Genomic DNA, 25,372 nt, shown 5'->3' with positions numbered 1-25,372 from the left:
ATATATCGTCTCTTTTACATTCCGTTAACGAAAACATAAATCACACACATTCATTATTTATATTTAATATAAATAATGAAAAGTTTATTTTTCCAACAACTGAGCACTATCCTTACTAATAAAAGCTTTGAAAGCAATTAATAGTTTACAATTCCCTTCCTACAAAATCATTACATTTTGGAAATTGTGCATTTTCGTGTATTTTCGTGTTCGTTAACGGAAATAAAAGAACTGAAAATATGTCAACATTCATAAATCCCAATTTTGTATTACAGTCAAAAGTAGCACAAGAGATTTACCATAAGTACGCAAGTAATAAACCAATTATAGACTATCACTGTCACCTTGATGCGAAAGTAATTGCAGACAATTACAATTACGACAACCTAGGTGATATGTGGTTAGGAGGCGATCATTATAAATGGAGAGCCATGCGTATTAACGGCATTGACGAAAAATACTGTACCGGAAATGTTTCTGATAAAGAAAAATTCATGAAATGGGCCGAGACAGTTCCCTATACTGCAGCAAACCCTCTATACCATTGGACACATTTAGAATTGGCTCGTTATTTCGATAGTTACGAGTTACTTTCTCCCGCTAATGCGGATAAAATATATAACTCAACAAAAGAAATGTTGAGTACACCTGAGTTTAGTGCACAAAGCCTCATCAAAAAAATGAATGTTGAGATGATTGGCACCACTGACGATCCTGCTGATAGCTTGGAACACCATATCAGATTAAAAGAAGAAGGTTTCGAAACTAAGGTACTACCATCGTTTAGAGCTGATAAAGTGTTTAACATCGATAAGGTAAGTGTTTTTAAAGCTTATTTAGAAAAGCTTGGCGAAAGTGCAAATATCAACATCAACTCGTTCGACACTTTAGTAGAAGCTTTGGATAAGAGACATCAATTCTTCCACGATTTAGGCTGTAGAATTTCGGATAGCGGACCTGATCGCTTTTTCTTTGCTGCCTATAATATGGATGAAGTAAAAAGCATCTTCGATAAAGCTATTGATGGCAAAACCATTACTACAGAAGAGAAAGAAAAATATATGACAGCTGTAATGGCAGCCTTAAGTCATATGAACCATAAACGTGGTTGGACGCAACAGTTCCATGTTGGAGCCATTAGAAATAACAACACACGTATGTTTAACCATTTGGGTGCTGATACTGGTTTTGATTCCATCGGCGATTCTCAACCGAGTTTAAAAGCTTCTCAATTTTTAAACTATCTAGATAGTACCGATCAATTGGCAAAAACCATTCTGTACAATTTAAATCCAGCAGATAATGAGATGTTCCTAACAATGTGTGGCAATTTTGCCGATGGAACAACTGCTGGCAAAGTATCTTATGGTGCTGCTTGGTGGTTTTTAGATCAGAAAACAGGAATGGAACGCCACCTAGAAGATTTATCTGCTTTAAGTTTACTAAGCCGATTTATAGGAATGGTAACCGATTCAAGAAGCTTTTTATCCTATCCTCGCCACGAGTATTTCAGAAGAATTGCTTGTAATTACATTGGCGATCAGGTTGAAAAAGGCTTAATACCAAACGACGAAAATATTCTTCAACTATTGGTTGAAGGTTTATCATATAATAATGCAAAAGCATTTTTAGGATTCTAATTTAATCACAGTAAAATTTTTAAGGGCATATCAATTATGGCAAAAAAAGTAGTCACTTTCGGGGAAATTATGTTACGCTTTGTAACTCCACAGTACCAACGTTTTTCACAAGCAACTTCGTATAACGCATCATATGGCGGTGGCGAGGCCAACGTTGCTGTTTCATTAGCTAATTATGGCGTTGATGTATCATTTGTTACTCGTTTACCAGAAAACGAAATTGCAGATGCATGTATTATGGAATTACGCAAGCATAATGTAGACACAAAAAAAATAGTTAAAGGTGGTGATAGAATAGGTACCTATTACCTTGAAACAGGTTCTGTAGCCAGAGCTAGTAAAGTTGTGTATGACAGAGCATACTCGGCTTTTTCTGAAATTAAACCAGGTATGGTAAATTGGGAAGAAGTATTAGAAGGTGCGGATGCATTTCACTGGACAGGTATTACTCCTGCCGTTTCTCAAGGTGCTGCCGATGCCTGTTTAGAGGCTATTAAAGTAGCCAACAAATTAGGGGTTACGGTTACTACCGATCTTAACTACCGCAAAAACCTTTGGAAATACGGAAAAACAGGTGCTGAAATAATGCCTGAGTTAGTAGCAGGTTGCGATATTGTTTTAGGTAACGAAGAAGATGCAGCTATGATGCTCGACATTCACCCTGATGGTGTTGATGTTACTGGAGGACACGTTGAGGCAGAAGCATACAGAGGTGTATCTCAAAAAATTATGGCAAAATTCCCAAGAGTTAAAAAGGTAATTACAACTTTAAGAGGATCGATAAACGCAAACCATAACTCATGGTCTGGTGTATTATACGATGGAAAAACATTATACGAAGCTCCAACATATCAAATCACGCATATCGTAGACAGAGTTGGTGGTGGCGACTCATTTATGGGTGGTTTGATATACGGACTTTTAGCCTACGAAGGAGACGATCAAAAAGCTTTAAACTTTGCTACTGCAGCATCTTGTTTAAAGCATACAATCCATGGTGACTACAACTTAGCAAGCATTGCTGAAGTTGAAAAACTAATGGGTGGTGATGCTTCGGGTAGAGTATCAAGATAAAAATATTTATATCAATTTTGACAAAGTTTAAAAGGTGTCTTTTTAATGCGCTGAACGATATTGGTTAACGAACCAGTATTTTGAAGTATGCTTGCTGTTCAAACGTATTAAAGAGCATCTTTTAACAGAGACAAAAATGATATAAACAATACTCTTTTGTGAAAATTACGCACCACATCATAGAGAGGCTCGTGATGACGCAATATTACATTCGCAAAAGAAAATAAAGTATCAAATAGTAAAAATCAAATCGGTTTTCACCGATACAGAAAAAATAAAATGGCAAAATATTCACGTATAGAAGTATTTAATGCAATGAAGGAAACAGGAGTTGTTCCTGTTTTTTATCACGAAGATATTGAGGTTTGTAAAGCGGTATTAAAATCGTGTTACGATGGCGGCATTCGTGTTTTCGAGTTTGTAAATAGAGGCGACTTTGCTCATCAGTTATTTGATGAATTAAACAAATACGCTTTGGCCGAACTACCTGGAATGATTTTAGGAGCAGGTTCGTTAGTAGAGGAAGCAACAACAGCTTTATATATGCAATTGGGTGCCAACTTTATTGTATCGCCACTATTGAACGAAAACATGGCTAAAATCTGTAACCGCCGCAAGGTAATGTGGTCACCTGGCTGCGGAACTATTTCTGAAATTAACAAAGCACAAGAATTAGGTGCTGAGGTGGTAAAGGTATTCCCTGCTTCAGAAGTGGGTGGTCCTTCATTTGTAAAAGCGGTAAAAGCACCAATGCCTTGGACAGATATTATGCCAACAGGCGGTGTAGATACAAGTAAAGAAAACTTAAAAATGTGGTTTGATGCCGGTGTTACTTGCGTTGGAATGGGATCTAAATTATTCCCTAAAGAAGTAATGGCACAAGGCGATTGGGCTAAAATGACTGAAATGGTAAAAGACTTAATGACAAATATTGAGTCGGTTAAAAAATAGTAATATGCTTCAACTGAATTTAAAAGATAAAGTTGCTGTTATAACTGGGGGTGGTGGAGTTTTGTGCTCCACCATTGCACGTAACATGGCAGCTGAGGGAATAGTAACAGCAATATTAGACCTTAACTTAGAGGCTGCCGAAAAGGTGGCTCAAGAGATTACTGCTGAATATGGGGTTAAATCCATTGGCTTATCGGCTAATGTGTTAGATAAGGCCTCTTTAGAAACGGCAAAAACTGCTATTAACAAGGAATTGGGTAGCATTGATTATTTGGTAAATGGTGCAGGTGGTAATGCTGCTTCAGCAACTACAAAGGCCGAAGAAATTACCGAAAACGAAATGGATAGCCTAGAGGATACTTTCTACGGTTTAGAAATGGATGGTTTTGATAAGGTTTTTGCCCTTAACTTCCAAGGTACTTTATTGCCTTCAATGGTATTTTCTAAGGATATGTTAGGCAAAAAGGATGGTTCTATCATTAACGTTTCTTCAATGAACGCTTTCCGTCCCCTAACTAAAATACCAGCCTACTCGGCTGCAAAATCAGCTATTAACAACTTTACACAATGGTTGGCTGTGCACATGGCTAAAACTGGTATTAGAGTAAATGCCATTGCTCCCGGATTTTTATTAACCAATCAGAATCGTTTTTTATTGGTAGATGAAAAGACTGGTGAAGCTACACCACGCGGACAAAAAATTATTAATGGTACGCCAATGGAACGTTACGGTGAGCCAGAAGAATTGAGCGGAACTGTGATGTATTTATTATCGGACTGGGCCAAATTTGTTACCGGAGTTGTTATTCCGATTGACGGCGGCTTTAGTGCTTATAGTGGTGTGTAAAACACTCTGAAATTTTGTTTTGAGTTCCTGAATTAACAAATGCCCTTGTTATTGGAAAACAAATACATTCTAAAAAAACTAAAATGGCTATAGAACAAACATGGCGATGGTACGGACCTAGCGACCGTATTACGCTTAACGATATTAAACAAACCGGAGCTACCGGTATTGTTACGGCCTTACACCACATCCCAAATGGTGAAATATGGACCGTGGAAGAAATTACCAAACGTAAAACAATGATTGAGGAAGCAGGCCTTTCTTGGTCGGTTGTGGAAAGCGTTCCGGTACACGAAGACATTAAAAAGCAAAGCGGTAATTGGAAAACCTATACCGAAAACTACAAAACATCCATTGCCAACCTTGGCAAATGCGGTATAGAAACCATTTGTTACAACTTTATGCCTGTTTTAGATTGGTCGAGAACCAATTTAAACTTTGAGTTTAACGATGGCTCACTTGCTTTAATATACCAACAAAAGGTATTTGCTGCCTTTGATATGTTTGTATTAAAACGTAAAGGCGCAGAAAACGACTACTCTGAAAAAATTAAAACAGAAGCAGAAGCTTACTTCAACAGTTTAGATGCTGATGGGATAGAAACCTTAACCAATACCGTTATTAAGGGCCTTCCGGGTGCTGAAGAAAGCTATACTCTAGAGCAATTTCAAGCAGTACTAGATGAATATGCTGGTATAGACGATGAAAAGTTAAGAGACCACCTACAGGAATTCTTAAGAGCTATTATCCCTGTTGCTATTGAAGCAGGCGTTCGTATGGCAATTCACCCTGATGATCCACCATGGGGATTACTTGGTTTACCTAGAGTAGTAAGTACTTTGGAGGATGCCAAAGCAATAATTGCAACAGTTGATTCCATTTCTAATGGGGTTACACTATGCACAGGATCGTGGGGTGCTGGGCACTTTAACGACTTGGCAATTATGGCCGAAGAACTTGCGCCACGCATTAACTTTGCTCACCTAAGAAATGTGCAGCGCGATACGGATTATAACTTCCGCGAGGATTACCTTTTTGAAGGTGATGTGGATATTTACTCGGTACTAAAATCGATTATTACCGAAGAAGAGAAACGCAAAGCGCAAGGAAGAACAGATATTTCAATACCAGTGCGTCCCGATCATGGAAACCAAATGCTTGGTGATATTGGTCAGGATAACAACCCTGGTTATTCATTATATGGTAGAATGAAAGGCTTAGCCGAAATTAGAGGCTTAGAATTAGGCATACGCCGAAGTTTGAATATATAAACATAAATAGTATAACGTATAAAGACATAAGTATCAAGATTACTAGGCGTTTAAGCATTAAATGCAAATTGGACTTATATATTATTATGCACTGATAAGGTAATTCGCATAGATTTCTCTAGATCTTCAAAGATGTAATTTTGATCAACTAGTTAAATCTTATGTCTTTATACTTTTGACTTTATACTAACTAATTCCAAATAATCTAATAAACAATGAAACTATCTACCTATACAAAATTAACACTACTTGTTTTTACCATCCTCCTTGCAGGATGTAAGCAAAAAAAAGATACTACCACCTTAAAACTAGCCCACGGACTCGATCCATCGCACCCAGTGCATAAAGCCATGGTTTATATGGCCGAGGAACTTGAAAAGGAATCGGTTGGTAAAATGAGTATTGAAATTTACCCTAGCGGTCAGTTAGGTGGCGAACAGCAATGTGTGGAGTTACTTCAAATTGGTAGTTTAGCCATTACCAAAGTATCGGCAGCTGTGCTTGAGAGCTTTACGCCCAACTACCAAGTATTGGGTTTACCGTATGTATTCCGATCAAGAGAACATCATTTTAATGTGATGGATGGCCCTATTGGGGAGGAATTCCTAAACTCAACAGAACAATTTAATCTTAAGGGCTTATGTTTTTACGATGCCGGATTTAGAAGCTACTATTCTGTTAACAAACCCATCAACACTAAAGATGATTTAAAGGGCTTAAAAATACGCGTAATGAAAAGCCAAACTGCCATGAATATGGTGAAAGCCATGGGTGGATCCCCTACTCCAATTTCGTGGGGCGAGTTATACACAGCCTTACAAAGTGGCGTGGTAGATGGTGCAGAAAACAATCCACCAAGTTTACATACATCTCGCCACTACGAGGTATGTAAATACTACACCCTAAATGAACACACCTGCGTACCCGATGTGATTATTATAAGCACTGTTGTTTGGAACAAGTTGAGTGAACAGGAACAAAAATGGTTAAAGGCTGCGGCCGAAAAATCAGTGAGCAAAGAGCGTGAGTTATGGCACCAAGCCGAAGAACATGCCTTAGAAATTGTGAAAGATGCCGGCATGGAGATTATTATACCAGATAAAGAACCGTTTATGAAAATGGTAGAGCCAATATACGAGGCTTATAAATCTCAGCCTGAGATATACGACCTTATTCAACGCATTAGAAACACTAAATAGCCTTGTTATGATCTTAAAAAAACGAATAGACAAAATATTAGAATACGTACTCGTTTCCTTAATGGGTGTATTAATTCTAGATGTACTTTGGCAGGTTTTTAGTCGTTACATCTTTGCATCGCCAAGCTCATTTACCGATGAGCTCGCAGGCTTTTTATTAATGTGGGTAGGTATACTCGGAGCTGCTTATGTAGTAGGCCAGCGCCAGCACTTGGCCATTGATTTGCTATTGCAAAAAGTAAAGCCATCAACGCAAGTTAAAATGTCAATCTTCATCAATATCTGCGTTGTATTTTTTGCCATAACCGTAATGGTTATTGGAGGTACATGGTTGTGCTATACACGATTTCTTTTTAATGTAAATTCCGCAGCACTCCACATACCCTTAGGATATGTATACCTACTGATGCCAATAAGCGGATTACTAACCATTTACTACTCTATTTATTACATTATTAACCCTTCAGAATCTCTATCGTAATGGATTATACAGGAATTTTAGTATTAATATTTTCATTCTTATTTCTGCTAGTAATTGGTGTACCCATTGCTTTTAGTATAGGAATATCGGGTATACTTACCATGTTAGTGAGTATCGACTCTTTACCTGCATTTACAACTTTTGCACAACGTATGGCCACTGGCTTAGATAGCTTTGCTCTATTAGCCATTCCGTTTTTTATATTGGCTGGTAACATTATGAACCGAGGTGGTATTGCCATACGGCTAATTAACCTAGCCAAATTATTAGTGGGGCGATGGCCCGCTGGATTGGCCTTTGTGAATGTTTTTGCCAATATGTTATTTGGTGCCATTTCCGGATCGGCAGCGGCATCGGCTTCAGCCATTGGTTCAATTATGGGACCCGAAATGAAAAAAGACGGTTATGATGAGAATTTTAGTGCTGCCGTTAATATTGCATCGGCCACAACAGGACTTTCTATTCCGCCAAGTAACATCTTAATCGTATATTCTTTAGCTAGCGGTGGGGTTTCCATTACCGCCTTATTCTTAGCAGGATATTTACCTGGTTTGTTAACAGGACTATCGATTATGCTCACTTCAATGGCCTTGATTATCTACTATAAAAAAGGCTTTTCCGCATCGGCTATAGCTATAACTAAAGTAATACTCGGTTTAACCGCTATTGGATCTGCCATTTATGGTCTTTCCGTAATTAAAGGAAGTTCGCCTATTACGCATCAAGTAATTTGTGGTATTTTATTGGCTAGCCTATTGTTCTTTATCGTTCGATTTATAGTCAGAAGACCTGCTTCGGTAAAGCGAGGACTTAATGTTTTATGGCAAGCCGTACCTAGTTTGTTTTTACTGATAGTAGTTATAGGTGGTATTGTTGGCGGTTTCTTTACAGCAACAGAAGCATCAGCCATAGCTGTTTTATATGCATTTATTTTATCACTTGCGTATCGCGAAATAAAAGTAAGCGACTTACCCTCTATCCTATTACATTCGGTTAAAACCACGGCTATTGTTTTATTATTAATAGCTACATGTATCGGACTTTCGTGGATTATGGCCTATGAAAACATTCCGCAAAATGTAAGCGATGGATTATTAGGGATCAGCGATAACCCAATTATCATTTTACTCATCATCAATCTAATATTATTAGTGGTAGGAGTGTTTATGGATATGACGCCTGCTGTACTCATCTTTACGCCAATATTTTTGCCTATTGTAACAAGTATGGGTGTTGATGCTACGCATTTTGGTATTATTATGGTACTTAATCTTAGTGTTGGCTTATGTACGCCTCCGGTGGGATCGGTACTATTTATTGGCTGTAGTGTGGCCAATGTAAAAATTGATAAGGTAATTAAACCACTACTGCCTATGTTTTTAGCCATGGTAGTAGTACTATTGATGGTTACGTACATACCTAAAATAAGCTTATTGCTACCCGAAGTGTTTGGATTTTAATTGATACAAAAGATAATAGACAGAAGTATAAAGATTGTAAGCTAAGAATCTAATAGATTACAGTTTTATACTTTTGTCTTTATAACTAACAAAACAAAAAAGCCACTTATATTTGCAAACCGCATGAGCAAAGTAAGAATTAAAGACATAGCCAAAGAAGCCGGTGTATCCATCGGAACGGTTGATAGAGTGCTGCACAAAAGAGGTGAAGTAAAGGAAGCTACTAAAAAAAAGGTGCTAAAAATTGCCGAAAAGCTGAATTACAAACCCAATATTGCTGCACGTGTTTTAAAATCATCGACCTCATATAAAATTGCTATTATGCTGCCCAAAGCCTTGGGTAACAATCAATATTGGAGTAAGCACCCCATTGGTTTTAACAATAGCTTAGAGTCTATTTATCCCTTTACGGTTGATATGCAATTCTTTTTATACGAAATGCACAACGAGGATGATTTTAATAGGAATGCGGCACTAATTTTAAGCTGGCAGCCCAATGGTGTTATCCTTGCTCCTATTCTGAAAAAGGAATCGCAAACCTTGTGTATGCAGTTTGATTCGCTTAAAATACCCTATGCCTTTATCGATTCGTTTATTGATGATACCAATAGTATTTCGTTTGTAGGTGAGGATGCCTACAAGGGAGGCAGAGTTGCAGCCAGCGTAGTTGATTTAGGCATTGAAAAGGAGGCGGATATTTTGTTGGTTAACATTGCTCGTAACGTTCAGAATGTAGGGCATCTAAATAGTCGCCAAAAAGGCTTTCTGAGTTATTTTGAGGATGAGAATACCAATACCGGACAAAAGATAAACGTAGAAATACCCAGCGATGCCATTGACGATATAAAAAATGTATTGGACCCGATATTTGCCACGCACACAAACATTAAGGGTATTGTGGTAACCAGTTCGCGTACCTACGCAGTGGCCCAGTACCTAAAAGAAAGTAAGCGATCGGAATTGTTTTTGGTGGGTTACGAAGTGTTTGATAATAATATTAAGTACTTAAAGGATGGTGTGATTAATTACCTTATTGGTCAACGCCCCATTGAGCAAGCCGAAAAAACCTTTAAGAAGCTTTTTGATTTCTTGGCCTTTAATACCGCGCCTGATAAAAAAGATTATCAGCCAATTTCTATTTATAATGTGGAGAATGTGAGTTATTTGTAAGCATTGTTTCGCTGCTTACAATCTATTTTGTAATATTATTAATACCAAAAGAACAGTTTACTACATGGTAATTCCCGTGTTCTTTTGGCATATTTTACTATATAAAACTTCAAAAAATAAACCTACGTTTTTTTATACATTAAGCGGCATTTAAAACCACAATGACTATAGTATAATTTGGGCATCAATATAGGTTCCGATAGCAAACTCTTTGCTTTGGTTTATTGGTTTGGCCAATACTTGTAGGGTATTGCTTTCTTGCTCCACCGATTTATCGATATAGCTTATGGTAGCCTTAAATGTTTCATCATCGTTTAATGAATAAAGTACTTCTTGGCCTGTTTCTAACAAACCACTGTACTGTGCAAAAACATTCAGTCGAACTATATTTTTACGCACATTAATAATATCAAACATATCGTTTTCGGAAGTAATCATTTTACCTGGTACAATATCAATATGATCGACATAACCACTTATTGGAGCCAGTATTTTTATTGTTGAATTTATGTTGCTAGCTGTGATGTTAGCCGGATTAATTCCCAACATCTCTAGCTTGGCAGAAAGTCCCGCTTTTTGCGCTTTTACTGTATTGAAATTTGATTTTGTTAGCTGATAGGTCTTTTCTGATATGGCCTTCTCTTTATGCAAAGTTTCTTGACGCATATACTCAGTTTTTAGATATTCAAACTCACTCGATAAACTCAAGTATTCCATTTGCATATCTATATAATCAGGATGCTTTAATGTACTTAAAAGTGTTCCTTTTTCTACCCATTGCCCCATGTTCACGTTAATGGTTTCAACAAAGCCTCCCACTGTAGCGGTTACTGTAGCAGTATGTTGTGGCAGTATATCTATAATTCCAGTACAATGGATGGGCTTAAGTTCTGAAATAACAGGTATTGGTTCTTCTCTTGGGCTTTCTTTCTTGATTATTTCAGTTGTGTTATTATTTACTTGTGTTTCGATTTGCGTGTTATTACATCCTACCCATAAAACTGCAAGAAGTAATGTGATTATATTAATTGTCTTCATTGTTATCTTTTTTAATGATCAATTCTATTATTTATAGCATTTAATTTAACAGAAATACTATTGTACTCTCAATATCTTTAAGTTGGTTTACAGCGCTTAAATACTCAAACTTCACTGCTATGGCCTGTTCAATAGCTTGTATAAACTCAATGTAAGCTATTTCACCATTTTGATACAGTAAATTGGCATTGCGTTGCATCTCATTGGCATTGGGCAATGCCGAATCGTTATAAAACTTCACATTAATAAGTAAATTATTATACTGATTCATCAAATTCTGAAGCTGTGTGTTTAACTCATCTTTTTGCAATTGATATTCAATCTCAGCTTGCTCGTAAGATAGTTTTGCCACTTTAGTTTTTTGCCTAGCGGGTCTAAACCACAAAGGAATGGCTATTCCACCTTGTATGCCCTCGAAGCCTTTTACACCATCAATTTGTTGGTTAAAATAACCTAGATATAACTCCGGTAAAAAGCCACTTCGCTGCATTCTGATGTTTTGCTTTGCCAATGCGGTTTCTTGTTTTTGAAGACGCAAATTTGTGCTATTTTCCACATTAGTTGTATCGAATAAACGTTGATTAACCTGATCGTTCTCGATATCTGCAACTTGAGGTAAATAAGCCTCACCCCCATTTAATAAGAAGTTAAACTGATTGGCCAAGTTCTCGGCCTCATACTTTTCTCTATCCAATTGAACTTTAGCCGCATTCGCACTATTCTTTAGCGTCATCGACTCCAACAAATTGGTTTCTCCGGTTTGTTGTCGGAGTGCTGCAATCTTTGCAAGTTCAGTATAGCCATCATTTATTTGTTCCATCAACATGGCCCTACTATTCTGGTGTTGCCACGAAAAGTAAATGTGCGACACCTGAAGTCTTAATTCTTTCATGCGTAACTCCTGATTTACCTTTTGCTGATCGACCTGTATACCTGCATATTTGACATTCGAGGCCATCTGAAAAAGGTTTCCGAAGTCTTGTTTTACCTCGACAGCGTAATCTTTATACGTTGAATTAATTTGACCATACTGCGACTCAATTTCTGTTAAACCCAAGTTAAACTCTGCCTTTTTATTATGTATGGCTTGTTGTACTTGTAATGCCCCACTTTTAATATTCAGGTTATTGTTTTCGGCAATAGTAAAAGCTTCGGTTAAGGAAATGTTCTGCTGTGCCAATGATTCTGCGCTGCATAAAAACACAAATCCAATTATTAAAATAGTGGCAATAGAACTTTTAGGCATCTTCACTTTACTTCCATTTTCGCTATAACTATATAATATTGGGATAATTGCCATGGTTAAAATAGCTGCTACAATTAATCCGCCAATCACAACAGTTGCCAACGGACGTTGCACTTCGGCTCCTGCCTGAGATGATATGGCCATGGGTATAAATCCTAATGATGCCACCAAAGTGGTTAAACTTACAGGACGTACAACTATTTTTACCGCTTTGCGGATACGTTCATCCACATCGGTAATACCGTTTGATTTTAATAAATTAAGCTGGTTGATTAGTACAATTCCATTAAGCACTGCCACACCAAATAAAGCGATAAAACCAATACCTGCTGAAATACTAAAAGGCATGCCTCGCAGCCATAATCCGGCTATACCGCCAATAATAGATAAAGGGATAGTACCATAAATAATGAATGCTTGTTTTAACGATCCGAAAGTGAAAAACAAAAGAATAAATATTAAACCCAAGGCAATGGGTAAAACAATTAACAATCGTTGTGATGCCGTTTGTAGGTTTTCGAATTCTCCACCGTAGGTGATATTGTATCCTGGAGGCAATTTAAGAGAGGCCGTTAAAGTAGACTCTATTTCTGAAACCAAGCTTTTTACATCTCTATTTCTAACATTAATACCAATGGTAATACGTCTACGAGTATCGTCTCTGGATATCTGCATTGGCCCTTCTTTATAGTTAATATGCACCAATTCTGACAAAGGAACACGTGTGCCCATTGGCGTATCAATAAACAGTCGCTTTATATTGTCGATGTTATCACGATATTGCTCTTCTAAGCGCACAACAAGGTCGAAACGACGCTCGCCTTCAAAAATAACGCCTGCCATTTCCCCTGCAAAAGCAGTTCTGATCACCGTATTTATATCCTTGGCATTTAAACCATAACGAGCCAACTTGGTACGATTAAAGGTAAATGTAGCCTGAGGCAATCCTTCTATTTGCTCCACACGAATATCGGCAGCCCCTTGTATGTCTTTAATCAAATGCTCTACCTTATTGGCATTATCGAATAATACATCCAAATCTTCGCCAAATATTTTAATAACAACATCAGATTTAGCCCCTGTAATCAACTCATTAAATCGCAGCTGAATAGGCTGTGTAAAATCAAATTCGGCACCCGATATCGATTCTACTTCCTTTTTCATCAAACCAATCAGCTCTTCTCTATCTTTGGTAGTTGTCCATTCGTTTCTATCCTTCATTACAATCATCACATCCGCCTCTTCAATTGCCATTGGATCGGTAGGGACTTCAGCCGTTCCAATCTTAGACACTACACTCTTCACTTCAGGGAACTTATCCAATAACTTTTTCTCTGCTGCTGTGGCTAGTTTTATGCTTTGGTTTAACGAACTTCCGGGAGGGAGAACCATTTGCATGGCTAAATCGCCTTCCTCTAAATTAGGAATAAAAACCGCTCCCAACTGACCAAATAATAGCAAGCTTGATAGAAACAAGCCTATGGAAACACCCAATACTAAAAGCTTATTCTTAAGAGAATAATTTACCAAAGGGTTAAAAAATGAAGTGATTGCAGCTACTATTTTATCAGAAAAATTAGTTTCGTGTACATTATCCTTTTTAAGGATGAGAGAGGCCATAACGGGCACGTATGTTAACGATAATATAAGCGCTCCAATTAAGGCAAATGCAATGGTGATGGCCATTGGTTTAAACATTTTACCTTCAATACCAGTGAGGGATAAAATAGGGAAATACACAATCAGAATAATAGCAATTCCAAAGGCTGCCGATTTACCAACACTACCTGCCGATTTTGCTATAATAGTATCAAACTCTCGCTGGTTCAGTTTTTTGCCCATTGTTTTGCTGTGCAGATAAAATAGAATCCCTTCAATAATGATGATTGTTCCATCTACAATTAATCCAAAATCAATAGCGCCAAGTGACATGATAGAAGCTGTTACGCCAAACATATTCATCAGCGAAAAGGCAAATAATAAGGATAATGGAATAACTGAGGCTGTTAGTATACCCGCTCTTAGGTTACCCAGTAATAATACCAAGACTATTAATACAATTATGGCGGCTTCGGTTAAATTAGTGGCAATGGTTTTTATAACTCTACCCACTAAATCTGATCTATCTAAGTAGGGTTTTATAACCACTCCCTCGGGTAAGGAATTGTTTACTTTTTCGATACGTTGTTTTACGTTATCGATAACCTTATTGGCATTGGCTCCTTTTAACATTAGGGTGATCCCTCCCACTGTTTCTCCATTACCATCCTTTGTCATTGCTCCATAACGCACTGGGCTTCCGAAGTTAACTTTGGCTACATCGCGCATTAAAATCGGAATATTATTAGGGGTACTTACCACAATACCTTCAATATCTTCAAGGCTTCTTAACAAACCTTCTGCTCTAATGTAGGAAGCACGATCCCCCTTTTCGACATAACCACTACCTGTGTTTTGGTTGTTATTTTCGAGAGCCGTTATAATATCCTCAATGGTAATATTAAATTGGTTTAATCGCGATGGATCTATGGCCACCTGATACTGTTTTAAATAGCCTCCAAAACCGCTTATTTCAACAATTCCTTTAATACCCGATAATTGTCGTTTCACTATCCAATCGTGAATAGTACGTAATTCTGTGATAGTATATTGGTCTTTAAATTCTTCCTCTACCTCAAGTGTATACTGATAGATTTCGCCCAAGCCTGTTGTGATTGGCATTAGCTCGGGTGTTCCATATTCGGCAGGTATCTCGTCCGAAGCTGTTATAAGCATTTCGCTAACCAACTGACGGGCATCCAAAAGAGGAAAAGTCTCATCAAAAACGATGGTTACCACCGATAATCCATAACGAGATATGGATCTAATATTATCAACTCCCTGAATGTTGGCCATGGCCATTTCCACCGGAAAAGTAATAAATTGCTCTACCTCTTCGGGAGCTAATGATGGTGAAACGGTTACTACTTGTACTTGGTTATTGGTGATATCTGGTACTGCATCAATCGAAAGATTTTTCATGGCAAATATACCCCATATGCAAAGAGCCATAGTAAAAAGCAGCACAATAAATTTATTCTCAATGGAGAATGCTATTATTCTGTTGATCATTATAAGATTGTTTAGTGCGCAAAGCGCAATATGTATGATACGATAGGCACCTTTATGGTAAAAAAGGTGTTACTAGAAGTAATTTCAACGCAACAAGACATAACCCGACTTATTAATACTATAATAAGCGATATATGCTAAATGTTGAAATTGTATAAGTTATGATTGAAAGTATGGGGAGCCTCGGAAATGATTACTCGTTTTTAAATACTTACCGACCTTAGTAAAAGATCTACAATATTTATAAGTATCACCTACCGGTAAGGTATTGATTTCTTCTAAAACAAACTGGCAGTTTATAAAAGGTAAGATGTTAGTGCATACAGCCACATTGCTATATTCATCTTGCTGATGTTTTGTAATGTTTTCGATGGTTTCATCACCACCTGCAAAAGCAAAAACATCCTTCAGAAATTCTAAAATACCCTCTTCGTGTGCTGGCTTCTCATGAAAATGGCCTTCGTGATCATTATGACCCACAAAATTGTGCATCATTATAATTAGTACAGCTGCTATGAGTCCGATTTTTTGTATTGCCTTCACAATCGCAAAAATAGATTTTTTCTTAAATATATCCTATGTAATTAATGTTTATGGGCTTGTTAATGGAGCATCAATCAGTTTCGAGTAAGTAATTAAAACTTCTTATAAGAGCGAACGAACATATTTACAGAACGGTAAATTGCCAATTAATTATTCATTTGCATTAGTAACCTTTATCCATAGAAGCCTTGTTCCTGCAAGTTCCTCTTCAATAGGTTGAAGTATTAGGGTATCACCTGAGAAAGAATATTTCCGCAATACAGTCTCGCTCCACATGTGTGGGTTTGAATGTGAGATTCTTTTATGTGCTATTATTTTCTTTTCCGTATCGATTGTATAATTAGCAAAATAGCTATAGGAAGTTGCGCGATGTTTAAGGGCCTCAATGGATAGAGAGTCAATAATAATTGGAAATTTTAGATCCGTTTTTTCATAAGCTTTCGGCACCAAATGTACCGACATGTGATTGGCATTGTCGTAAAGTATGCTTCCTTTCAGGCCATCAGGGAAACCAATTTCAGCATTTTTAAATTCGCTCCATTCTTTGGTTTGAGGGTTATAAAATTGCATTTGATATAAGGACCATAACCCAGCGAATTGGTTTATATTTTCGCTATTTGACTTGTTATTACAACTGAAAAATAAGCTTGTTAAGATGATGAGGATTAAAGGCTGTATTGTTTTCATAAGTATATAATTTGTGGGTTTAAAATTAAAGAGTGACAGTTAGTATATGAGGCTTAATTTAACAGTATTATGTGTTGTTTTTTCTAAAATTTCAGTTTTATTTTAATTTTCATCATTCGTGTTATGGTGCTGAAAACTACTTTATGGTATTTGCTAGGCATTACAGACTGTTCATATCCTATTTATTATAGCTAGTTTTTTCTTTTCTACACTTTCCCCAAGCTATTACTTTTACTCCATTTGAATATTGAATTTTATTAGGCTCGCTTTTAATTAGTTTGTCAAATCTTGCATAGTTAAATTCTAAATTTTTTACTTCAATTTCTTTAATTGGCCATTCTAAATGATGAATCTCAAATTCGTTAATTGATTTTTCTGTGTCTTGGAAAAGAACATATCTTTCAGTGAGCCATTTGTCCAATTCCGTTTTCTCCGTAATTTTCTTTCCAACCGTGAACTGAACATTTAGTTGGTCTTTAAATTCCGAATTGTTGGATTTGTATTGATTTTCACCTCGTTCTATTTTTGAGAATCTATATGGAAGTTCTGATATTCCTTTTGCAACTTTGCAAGACAATTTTTTTCCACCTTCAATACTCAAAAAGTAAACACCCGTTTTATTATTTGATTTCACATATGTTCTAATATTTACTTCATCAAAATCTGAAATTGGTGCAAAAGAAGGTAGATTTTTCGGCCTTATCTTTTCCATTGTAAAAGCTACAACAGAAACCCAAGGTTTTCCGCCCAAAAGGTCAATTTCAAGTTCTTTTGGAACAAACTTTTTCAATTCAGATAACTCCACTTGCCAATGAAGAAATATTACGTTATTCCATTCTTGATAAAATTTCCATTTTTCAGTCGGCATTTTCCAAGGCCTGTGTTCAGTCGTATTTAATATTTCTCGGATTGTCATTTTCTCAAATTGGCTAAGGCTCTATCAAAGGATGTAGGCTGATTTTGAAAAGCAAAACAACCAAAATCCAACAGTGCCGAACTTTTCTTTAGGGTATGAATTTATTCTTTTAACTAGCCGAAACAAATGTTTCGGTGATTTTATTAAACGAGTTAAACTCCCAAAACTACACTCAGGCCTATGAACTTTGTTTATTGGTGTGTGTGTGTGTGTGTGTGTGTGGCATAACTTATTCAATTTGAACTAGTAGTCGAAGCCACAGCCGATGCAACCACAGCACCAATTATTGCTGCTTGCATTTCTTTAATAACTTTATCAACTCCTTGTGCAATTAAATCAGATTTCAATATTTCACCCAACTTTCTTTTGCAAACCTTAATCTCTTTTTTATCCCTGCAAATTATTTTATACATTTTACAAGCTTCTATTAATCCAAGAATTATCGAATTTTCAGCATTCATTACTGCTTCATTAAAAATAATATTACGAAGCTCACTAATTACATTATCCCTAACTGTTGGGTTGGTCAACTGAGTATTGTAATACTTGATTCCTAAAAACCGTTTATGATTAATCCTTATAATTCCTTTTTTTTCAAGTCCCAAAAATATATCCTTTTGATACTTTCTCGATTTTATTGAAAATATGTTTAACCATGATTTAATTTTCCGGATTCTTCTAGATTTTGCAATTTGTTCTATAACTATTAGATGGCTTGTTGATAAATCAACATCGACAGATTTAACAATTATTCTCCCACTTTCTATGTCTAAATTTTTCGAATTCGATAAGTCTAGAAAAATTGCCCCCAAGAATCCGACATTCTTTATCTGCTCTGACACAATAAATCGGCATTTCTCTGGATGCTGAATCAGTATTAGAAATCTTTCTGCTGTATTTTCTATCATAGCTATCTTTGGTTATGCCACTAACGGTGATTGTATGTATAGTAGCCGATTTTCACCAGCGTCATTGTCCACCGCTAACTTAGCCGAAGCTGTTGTTTTCGCAGCTAACTTAATATTTTTTTGCTAGTCGAAACAAGAGTTTCGGCGGTGTTCCAAAGCGAACCAAGCCCCCGAACCCAGTCTGATTCGGCTATTATATATACAAAGTGTTACCTTTTGTTGTTATTTTTTCAATAAAGTTATTCTATTCAACAGTCTCATTAACCTTATTTCCCAAGTCCACAAATATATTGTACATTCAAATTATCTTTAAATGATAATGGTACTGGATTCTAAATTCAAAAATAAATTGCACTACGCTTTGCTAAAAAGGTTTTCAATAATTCAACAAACTGCGCTCACCTAATATTTAAGACCTTACTGAATTGTAATAAAAATCTTAACCTCATTACGAGAAAGGATATTAAATATATCAATACACTTACGACAAAACCAGTTATAATAAAATATTCCCAATATGAAATAAAGTTCACAGATAGAGCTATGCAGGCAATAAGTGGAGCTATAACATATATTGTTCTTAATCGATTGTTTTCGTTAACACTTATTTTCAAGTAATTTTCATATTTAAAGCATGAACACTTAATTTCTCCACTACTAAGACTTAATCCTCTAGTTCCACCAGAACAATCTTTAAACCTTAGAACGTTCTCACTGTCAACCTTTGCTACTAGCCCCTTCTTAATGAAGTCACCTTTTAATTTCTCCATAAAATTCTGGTGACTTAGCTTGTTACGATTATTGAGTACTATATTAATTTTCATTGTTATAATAAATATTGAACTTCAGCTTTAATATAACCTTATGGCTCTTAATGATTATTAAACCTTACCATTTGCGATATTTCCTTAATAATTATACAAGTAAAGTTGTCTATGTGATATGATAAATCCTTCTTAATTGACTACTTGCCCAATAAAAGGTAACTTGAATATATCGTCACCCTATGCATATATTATCATAGAGTATATCTGTATACTCACCTTAAATGGCAATATATACGCAAGTGGGATTACACAATTTGGCTATGAAAATAGCAAAACTTTAATTATGTACATCTACATATGTTAATTTAGAACTAAAATAAATAGGCCTTTATCACATATTAGGGTCTCCTAAAGCTGAAAAGGTAAGGTATGGGGCTGCAAAGTTGGGGTATGGTAGCAAAAAGCGACTCTTTGTCAGTAAAAGGCGAGGTATGATCATAAAAAGGCAAGGTATGGTGGTGCAAAGTTTAGGTATGGTGGTAAAAAGTGACTCTTTGTCAGAAAAAGCTTTGTAGAAATAAAATATTATGCTTAGCTTCATACTACAATTAAAAAACTAAGTCCCAAACCCTTAAAATGATCTTCTACAGCAAAAAATTTCCTTAAAAGCATACAGCTTACTATCTATTTTTAACAAGTCTACCCATATTTCTATGTGTAGATAAATCTATTAATTAATTTATGACAGAATCAAATGAAAAAGAGCTTGAGAAAGCTCGCAGACTTATACAAGGGGTAAAAAACAACCCTTCGGTAGCCACCCGCATTGCTCCCGTTTATGGCGAAACAGATATTGATGCCGGTATTTCTTTGCTTGAGTTAACAACAGAATCGTTTGCAAAGCAAAAGAAGGAACAGCACGAAAGTGAAGCCAAAAGCCAAGAGCTTGATAATGCATTGGACGAAATTGATACCTTTCACAAGCGCTTGCGCAAAATGGGTCGATATATGAGCGAAGCCAACTCGCCCGAATCGAAGGCTTGCAACTTTAGGGGTGAAATACCTACTAATTTTGCCGAGTGGAAACCCTATGTAGCTCAAACTTTTAATGGTTTAAAAGCCAATACTGACTTATTAACTAAAGTGAGTGCCTTTGGTACTTCGGCAGAAGAGATTGATACTTATATTGATAAGTTAAATGAGGTTGATACCATGCAGATAGACAGCAACCGTGAGAGCGCAGAGGCACAAATGGCTACTGTAAACAAAGGGGAGTTAATGAGAGACCTTAAAAAGCATGCCTCCAAATTAAGGGCTTGCTTGGATATATTTTACGAGGGTAACGAGAAGCAGGAATTGGAGAAGTTGGGCATTACAGTTAAATAGAAACTTTTTAATAATCTTTTTTTTACTGATAGTAAGTTTAAGAGCTTGCCGCAAGGGCAAGCTCTTTTTATAGGTAAAGATCTTTCACACTTCAGCCTTCTATCATCATCTCACAGGCTATACAAAACCCGCTTTTAAAATATTACCAATACATAAATCAAGCTAAAATTAAAGCTATCTCGATCGAATTTCTCGGCGCATAAATAATGTGTAAGCAATGGCAAAAAATAGCAATGTGCCCGAAATTAGAGCAAACACTTGTGGCCAAACCAACAAAAGACTCTGACCTAAGGGCAAAGGATTTGGGATGGCTCCGATAGTTTGTTCTGTTGTTAAGGGGCCCAAACTGCGCACAGAAGGTTGCAATAAAGTGGTGGTAACATCGTTGAATAATTGCCCGGGATTAAAGCGCATTAAGTTTTGTACAAAACGTTCGAAATTTACCATCTGATATTCGCTAATAAATCGCGCAGGAGCAATACCTTGAGCAATAATATTTACTATCATACCATAAAACACCGTAAAGAATAACCATACCGATATTCCGGCCAATGCAGATGTTGCCGACTGGCGAAATTTTACCGAAAACAGTATGGATAAATTGAGCCAAAAACCTACATATATGATATTTATAATGGAGTAGACAAAAATTCTTAATAACTCATCCGCAGTTGGCGGAATTCCGATAAAAATAAGTCCAAAACCAAGTACTAATAAACTCAGGCCAATAAATAAGGCGCTAAGAATAGATAAAGAGGCTATAAACTTGGCATTTAAAATATAATCTCTATAAATGGGCTGCGCCAATAGTCGACTCAAGGTACCTTTATTTTGTTCTGTATTTATACTGTCAAAACCCATGCTAATGCCTAACAATGGCCCTAAAAAACTCACAAAAACCAAAAACGAAGGCACGGTTCCATTCGAATGTGTATATAGTTTTAGAAAGAAGAAATTATCATCACCCCTTCCTCCTTTTATAGCTGCCGAAAAGTCGCTTAAAGCAGCGTATAACGAGCCCAAACAGGTTAGTAAAACTAGTGCCACTAAAATGATAAACTTCCAACTTTTAACGGTGTCGGATATTTCTTTACTTACAATAACCCCAAACGGATTAATTTGCTTATTACTTATACTAAACATCATTTAATCCTCCTTCAAAATAACGGTTATAAATAGCATCGAGTCCATACTCCTTTTTGCTTAGGAAATTGAGATTGTAATTGGCCTGTATAATAGTTTTAGCAATGGACGAAGAAATATCTGAAGAACATTCTATCTGAAAGCGTTTATCAGTAAACGATACGTTTTGAATGCCACTGAGTGGTTCCAATAGCTTTGTAATATTTTTTAAATCTACAGACCCCTTATTGGGTGCATCTATCTCAAGTTCTATAAGGTACATACCATGCGTAAATAGTTTTTGCGATAACTCGTTTATATTTCCTTCGGCCAATAGTTTACCTTTTACAAAAATACCAACACGGTCGCATACCTGCTGCACCTGATGCAGGTTATGAGACGAGAACAATACGGTAATATTTTGCTCAACGCTGAGTTTTTTTATTAAACTAAGTAACTCCTGAACGCCTTTGGGGTCGATGCCTGTAGTTGGCTCATCTAAAATAATTACTTGCGGATCTTTAATCAGTACATCTGCTAAACCTAAACGCTGCCGCATTCCTTTTGAATACTTGCTTGTTTTTTTTGTTTTCTGTTTACCTAATCCAACCCTATCGAGTAATTCGCTGGCTTTTTGTTTAGCCGAGTCGTAATTAAAACCATTGAGCCGAGCTGTATATATCAGATTCTCTAAACCCGATAAGTCATCATAAAACCCGATATCTTCAGGCAAATAGCCCACTTTCTTTTTTACAGCAATGGGTTTTGATGTAGAATTTATTCCGCATACGTTAACACTTCCTGCACTGGGCTCTGTTAAGCCCATTAACATCAGAATGGTTGTTGACTTACCTGCTCCATTGGGGCCTAATAATCCAAATATTTCTCCTTCATTAATGGATAGATCGAGCGTATTTACCGCTGTGAAGTCGCCATATTTTTTTGAAATCCCATTTAATTGAATAACTGGATTACTCATGCTTATCTCCTCCCAAATTTGGTCATTAAAAATGCGATGCCACCAACTGATATCAATATAATTAATACGCCTAACCAACCCATTAACAGGGGTGTTTTCACCATAATTCTGAAAGATAAGTTTTGATTTGTTTCAGATGTTTTTGCAGTAACTTTCGTAACGTAGTCGCCAGGAATGGCCTTTTTATCGGCCTTAATGGTTGCATAAATACGTGCTGTTTTTCCTGGTTCAAGATGTTCTATTTTTTTTGTATCGAAGGATACTTCCCAATTTTTAGGCTTCGAAGCCGATAGATCTATATTCTCAAGCTTTGTTGAGCCTGTGTTTTTTACCACTAACTCAATCTTTTTTTCATCGCCTGCGGTTACTTTTGCGCTTAATAAACCCGTTGGAGTTGAGAAAGACATTTCGTAAGTTCCTGTAATAACAACCTCTAATTCCATATCTGCCGAAGTAGAACCTGAAACGGCTTTTACAGGTATTTTATAAGTTCCGGCCTTTACATTATACGGCGCCTTTATGGTATAATTAATATTTTTAGTGCCGTTGGCATCAATCTCGGTTGATGTAGCTTGTTTATAGTTTGGTTTTATAATTACATTCCAACCTTTGGGTGGTGAAGCCATTAAAGCATATTGCTGTTTATTGGCCGTTTTATTTTTTAGCACTGCATTAAAGGCAAAATCAGACTTTGATGTGCCTTCCATGTTTTTTTGATCACACGATAGTTCTGTTTCGTTAGAGCCAGCAGTGGTCACATTAATAATTAGAGGCAGCGAAGCCATACTACCCAGTTTTGCATAAAAAGTATAGTATCCTTTTTTCACATGGTAAGGGACTTCTATTTTAAGTTTTAGCGTTTCTTTCTTGCTCTCTAAAACAGCCACTTTATTAACATTCATCCCACTGGCCGTTAGTGTATAATTCCACGAACGGGGAATATTCACTATGCTAACGCTTTCGTTTATGGTGTATGGATTATTATTGATTATATCCATAGAATAATTCACTGTACTTCCGGGCGATACAGATACTTTGGTGTAGGGCGTATAAATTTCGGTTTTACCATCAGCAGCAAAAAGGTTATGCTGAACATTAATAAGCAGAATGGATACGATTAAAATTTTACAGTAAGAATACAGACTTTTCATGAGTTCTTTCTTAAATAGTTAGTATTAAAATGATACATTAAAAGTGGCTCCATGCTCAATATTGAACACAGGTTTATATAGAGGTTGCTTAAAGTTGTAAGGAAATTTCTGAAGAGATATATCGCTTATCAGCGCAACTTAATCTATCGCAGGTAACATTCTACTATGCAAATAAAACTGAACTAAAAGCAATAAATATTCGTCGTCGTATTTCAATACAACTCTAAACAACTCCAAAAAAAAGCATACACAGCATTAGCCAATGTATGCTTCAAATAAATTATTTAGGATGCAAATTGGTACTTTGTGTTTAATATCTCATCAATGACATCAGCATGCTCATTTTTGAAATGCTCGCGTACCCACGTAATAAATTTTTCTTGGTCATCATTATTCAACCAAGAGATAGATTTAATCAATTCCTTTCTAAAAAGGTATCTGTCTTCATGAACTCCATCTAATACTGTCATACATAAATCTAACATAGAACGATACTTTAATAAAGATTCAACAAAATATAATCTATTATGAATGTTTTTAGTGATAGCAAATTTATAATCTGAAATAAATAGAATGGGTTAAAGAGCGGTTAAACTCCGTTAACAAAAAGTTAAAACATATTACGATATTTAGAAAATAGGATTACTACTATGTTTAATAAAACCAACTTAATTAGCATGAATAGCCACATTTAATTATACCATTATGTAGCAATTCATCTATTGTTTTCATAACAAGATATTTTAAAGAATTAGAAAATAAGGGCAGTAAAACTGCCCCATAATAAACTACTTAATTTCAATTTGTTTTGCTGGCTTTGGCTTAATCTCTTCACGCTTTGGAAGCCTTAGGTGTAGAATGCCATTTTCGTAATTAGCTGCAATTTTATCAATTTCTATAACATTCTCAGAAACTGTAAAAGAGCGTTGAAAAGACTGATAACTGAATTCACGACGGGTAATATTATCGTCGGTTTCTTCCTTCTCGTTATTCTTTTCAGATGAAATGGTTAAACGACCATTTTCGTAGTTCACCTTAAAGTCGTCTTTAGTTAATCCAGGGGCAGCAACTTCAATTAAAAAATCATTCTTATTTTCTTTAACATTTACCGCAGGTAGCGTAGTAGCAGTGCTCGAATAGTTATTTCTATTCCAATCTATCAATTCGCCATCAAAAAATCTATCGAAGAATGAAGGTACTGATGGAATCCAGTTGTTTGATAATTTAGCAAGTGTCATAGCTTTATCCTCCAAAATTTAAGTTCAACAAATTTAATTATTTACACCTAAGCTATCTCAAACCAAATGCCATTTCATGGAAGGATAATTTACCCTTTTTTATTTTTTATTGATTTCCAAACAATTAGTTTTTTTGTGGATAAATAATGAAAATACTCACAAGTCAACATGACAGCTTTACTGCAAT

Annotated in this window: 21 protein-coding genes; 10 read left to right on the top strand and 11 right to left on the bottom strand. The window is 36.1% G+C overall.

Features of this window, described 5'->3' with window-relative positions; all coding sequences use genetic code 11:
- Positions 1 to 239: 239 nt before the first annotated feature.
- The 9 genes from uxaC to QMO11_RS00620 all read left to right on the top strand — a co-directional run bounded on the left by uxaC (position 240) and on the right by QMO11_RS00620 (position 10,093).
- Positions 240 to 1,640, top strand: coding sequence for a glucuronate isomerase (gene uxaC, locus QMO11_RS00660; protein WP_282035557.1), 1,401 nt, complete (start codon positions 240 to 242; stop codon positions 1,638 to 1,640).
- Between the two features lie 36 nt (positions 1,641 to 1,676).
- Entirely contained in the window at positions 1,677 to 2,714 is a 1,038-nt protein-coding gene (locus QMO11_RS00655) for a sugar kinase (protein WP_282035556.1), read from the top strand.
- 279 nt (positions 2,715 to 2,993) lie between these two features.
- Complete coding sequence (locus tag QMO11_RS00650) at positions 2,994 to 3,665, top strand: bifunctional 4-hydroxy-2-oxoglutarate aldolase/2-dehydro-3-deoxy-phosphogluconate aldolase (RefSeq protein WP_282035555.1); 672 nt, start codon at positions 2,994 to 2,996, stop codon at positions 3,663 to 3,665.
- A 4-nt stretch (positions 3,666 to 3,669) separates the two neighbouring features.
- Positions 3,670 to 4,512, top strand: coding sequence for an SDR family oxidoreductase (locus QMO11_RS00645; RefSeq protein ID WP_282035554.1), 843 nt, complete (start codon positions 3,670 to 3,672; stop codon positions 4,510 to 4,512).
- A gap of 83 nt (positions 4,513 to 4,595) precedes the next feature.
- Entirely contained in the window at positions 4,596 to 5,783 is a 1,188-nt protein-coding gene (uxuA, locus tag QMO11_RS00640; protein WP_282035553.1) for a mannonate dehydratase, read from the top strand.
- A gap of 215 nt (positions 5,784 to 5,998) precedes the next feature.
- Complete coding sequence (locus tag QMO11_RS00635; RefSeq protein WP_282035552.1) at positions 5,999 to 6,982, top strand: TRAP transporter substrate-binding protein; 984 nt, start codon at positions 5,999 to 6,001, stop codon at positions 6,980 to 6,982.
- Positions 6,983 to 6,989: 7 nt separating this feature from the next.
- Entirely contained in the window at positions 6,990 to 7,463 is a 474-nt protein-coding gene (locus QMO11_RS00630; RefSeq protein ID WP_282035551.1) for a TRAP transporter small permease, read from the top strand.
- Positions 7,463 to 8,923: a TRAP transporter large permease gene (locus QMO11_RS00625; RefSeq protein WP_075604120.1), complete on the top strand. Its 1,461-nt coding sequence runs from the start codon at positions 7,463 to 7,465 to the stop codon at positions 8,921 to 8,923. Before QMO11_RS00630 ends, QMO11_RS00625 begins: the two co-directional genes overlap by 1 nt.
- Before the next feature lie 123 nt (positions 8,924 to 9,046).
- A complete protein-coding gene (locus tag QMO11_RS00620; RefSeq protein WP_282035550.1) occupies positions 9,047 to 10,093 on the top strand; it encodes a substrate-binding domain-containing protein in 1,047 nt (348 codons plus the stop codon).
- 165 nt (positions 10,094 to 10,258) lie between these two features.
- On the opposite strand, the gene QMO11_RS00615 is transcribed toward QMO11_RS00620, so the two are convergent.
- From QMO11_RS00615 to QMO11_RS00590, 6 genes are all read right to left on the bottom strand, one after another.
- Positions 10,259 to 11,131: an efflux RND transporter periplasmic adaptor subunit gene (locus QMO11_RS00615; protein ID WP_282035549.1), complete on the bottom strand. Its 873-nt coding sequence runs from the start codon at positions 11,129 to 11,131 to the stop codon at positions 10,259 to 10,261.
- A 40-nt stretch (positions 11,132 to 11,171) separates the two neighbouring features.
- On the bottom strand, positions 11,172 to 15,488 hold the full coding sequence (locus QMO11_RS00610; RefSeq protein WP_282035548.1) for a CusA/CzcA family heavy metal efflux RND transporter: 4,317 nt from the start codon (positions 15,486 to 15,488) through the stop codon (positions 11,172 to 11,174).
- A gap of 159 nt (positions 15,489 to 15,647) precedes the next feature.
- Entirely contained in the window at positions 15,648 to 16,031 is a 384-nt protein-coding gene (locus QMO11_RS00605; protein WP_282035547.1) for a hypothetical protein, read from the bottom strand.
- A gap of 150 nt (positions 16,032 to 16,181) precedes the next feature.
- Positions 16,182 to 16,718, bottom strand: coding sequence for a lipocalin-like domain-containing protein (locus tag QMO11_RS00600; RefSeq protein WP_282035546.1), 537 nt, complete (start codon positions 16,716 to 16,718; stop codon positions 16,182 to 16,184).
- 178 nt (positions 16,719 to 16,896) lie between these two features.
- Positions 16,897 to 17,634, bottom strand: coding sequence for a YqjF family protein (locus QMO11_RS00595; protein WP_282035545.1), 738 nt, complete (start codon positions 17,632 to 17,634; stop codon positions 16,897 to 16,899).
- Positions 17,635 to 17,867: 233 nt separating this feature from the next.
- Complete coding sequence (locus QMO11_RS00590) at positions 17,868 to 18,542, bottom strand: GOLPH3/VPS74 family protein (protein ID WP_282035544.1); 675 nt, start codon at positions 18,540 to 18,542, stop codon at positions 17,868 to 17,870.
- 1,508 nt (positions 18,543 to 20,050) lie between these two features.
- On the opposite strand from QMO11_RS00590, the gene QMO11_RS00585 reads away from it, so the two are divergent.
- Positions 20,051 to 20,695 carry a PQLLE family protein gene (locus QMO11_RS00585; RefSeq protein ID WP_282035543.1) on the top strand — a complete coding sequence of 215 codons (645 nt, stop codon included), beginning with the start codon at positions 20,051 to 20,053 and terminating at the stop codon, positions 20,693 to 20,695.
- 174 nt (positions 20,696 to 20,869) lie between these two features.
- Here the strand turns inward: QMO11_RS00585 and QMO11_RS00580 are convergent, their stop codons facing one another.
- The 5 genes from QMO11_RS00580 to QMO11_RS00560 form a co-directional block, all read right to left on the bottom strand.
- Entirely contained in the window at positions 20,870 to 21,841 is a 972-nt protein-coding gene (locus QMO11_RS00580; RefSeq protein WP_282035542.1) for an ABC transporter permease, read from the bottom strand.
- Entirely contained in the window at positions 21,831 to 22,796 is a 966-nt protein-coding gene (locus QMO11_RS00575; RefSeq protein ID WP_282035541.1) for an ABC transporter ATP-binding protein, read from the bottom strand. The genes QMO11_RS00580 and QMO11_RS00575 overlap by 11 nt, the downstream gene beginning before the upstream one ends.
- Before the next feature lie 2 nt (positions 22,797 to 22,798).
- Positions 22,799 to 23,947, bottom strand: coding sequence for a COG1470 family protein (locus QMO11_RS00570; protein ID WP_282035540.1), 1,149 nt, complete (start codon positions 23,945 to 23,947; stop codon positions 22,799 to 22,801).
- 284 nt (positions 23,948 to 24,231) lie between these two features.
- The gene (locus QMO11_RS00565; RefSeq protein ID WP_282035539.1) at positions 24,232 to 24,432 is read right to left on the bottom strand and encodes a hypothetical protein; all 201 of its coding nucleotides are present in this window, start codon (positions 24,430 to 24,432) and stop codon (positions 24,232 to 24,234) included.
- A gap of 303 nt (positions 24,433 to 24,735) precedes the next feature.
- On the bottom strand, positions 24,736 to 25,185 hold the full coding sequence (locus QMO11_RS00560; protein WP_282035538.1) for an Hsp20/alpha crystallin family protein: 450 nt from the start codon (positions 25,183 to 25,185) through the stop codon (positions 24,736 to 24,738).
- Positions 25,186 to 25,372 lie beyond the last annotated feature (187 nt).

Source organism: Saccharicrinis aurantiacus (assembly GCF_947489045.1).
GTDB classification, from domain to species: Bacteria; Bacteroidota; Bacteroidia; order Bacteroidales; family Marinilabiliaceae; genus Saccharicrinis; species Saccharicrinis aurantiacus.
Note: the sequence above shows the minus strand (reverse complement) of the source record. Positions and strands in the feature narration are given on the sequence as shown.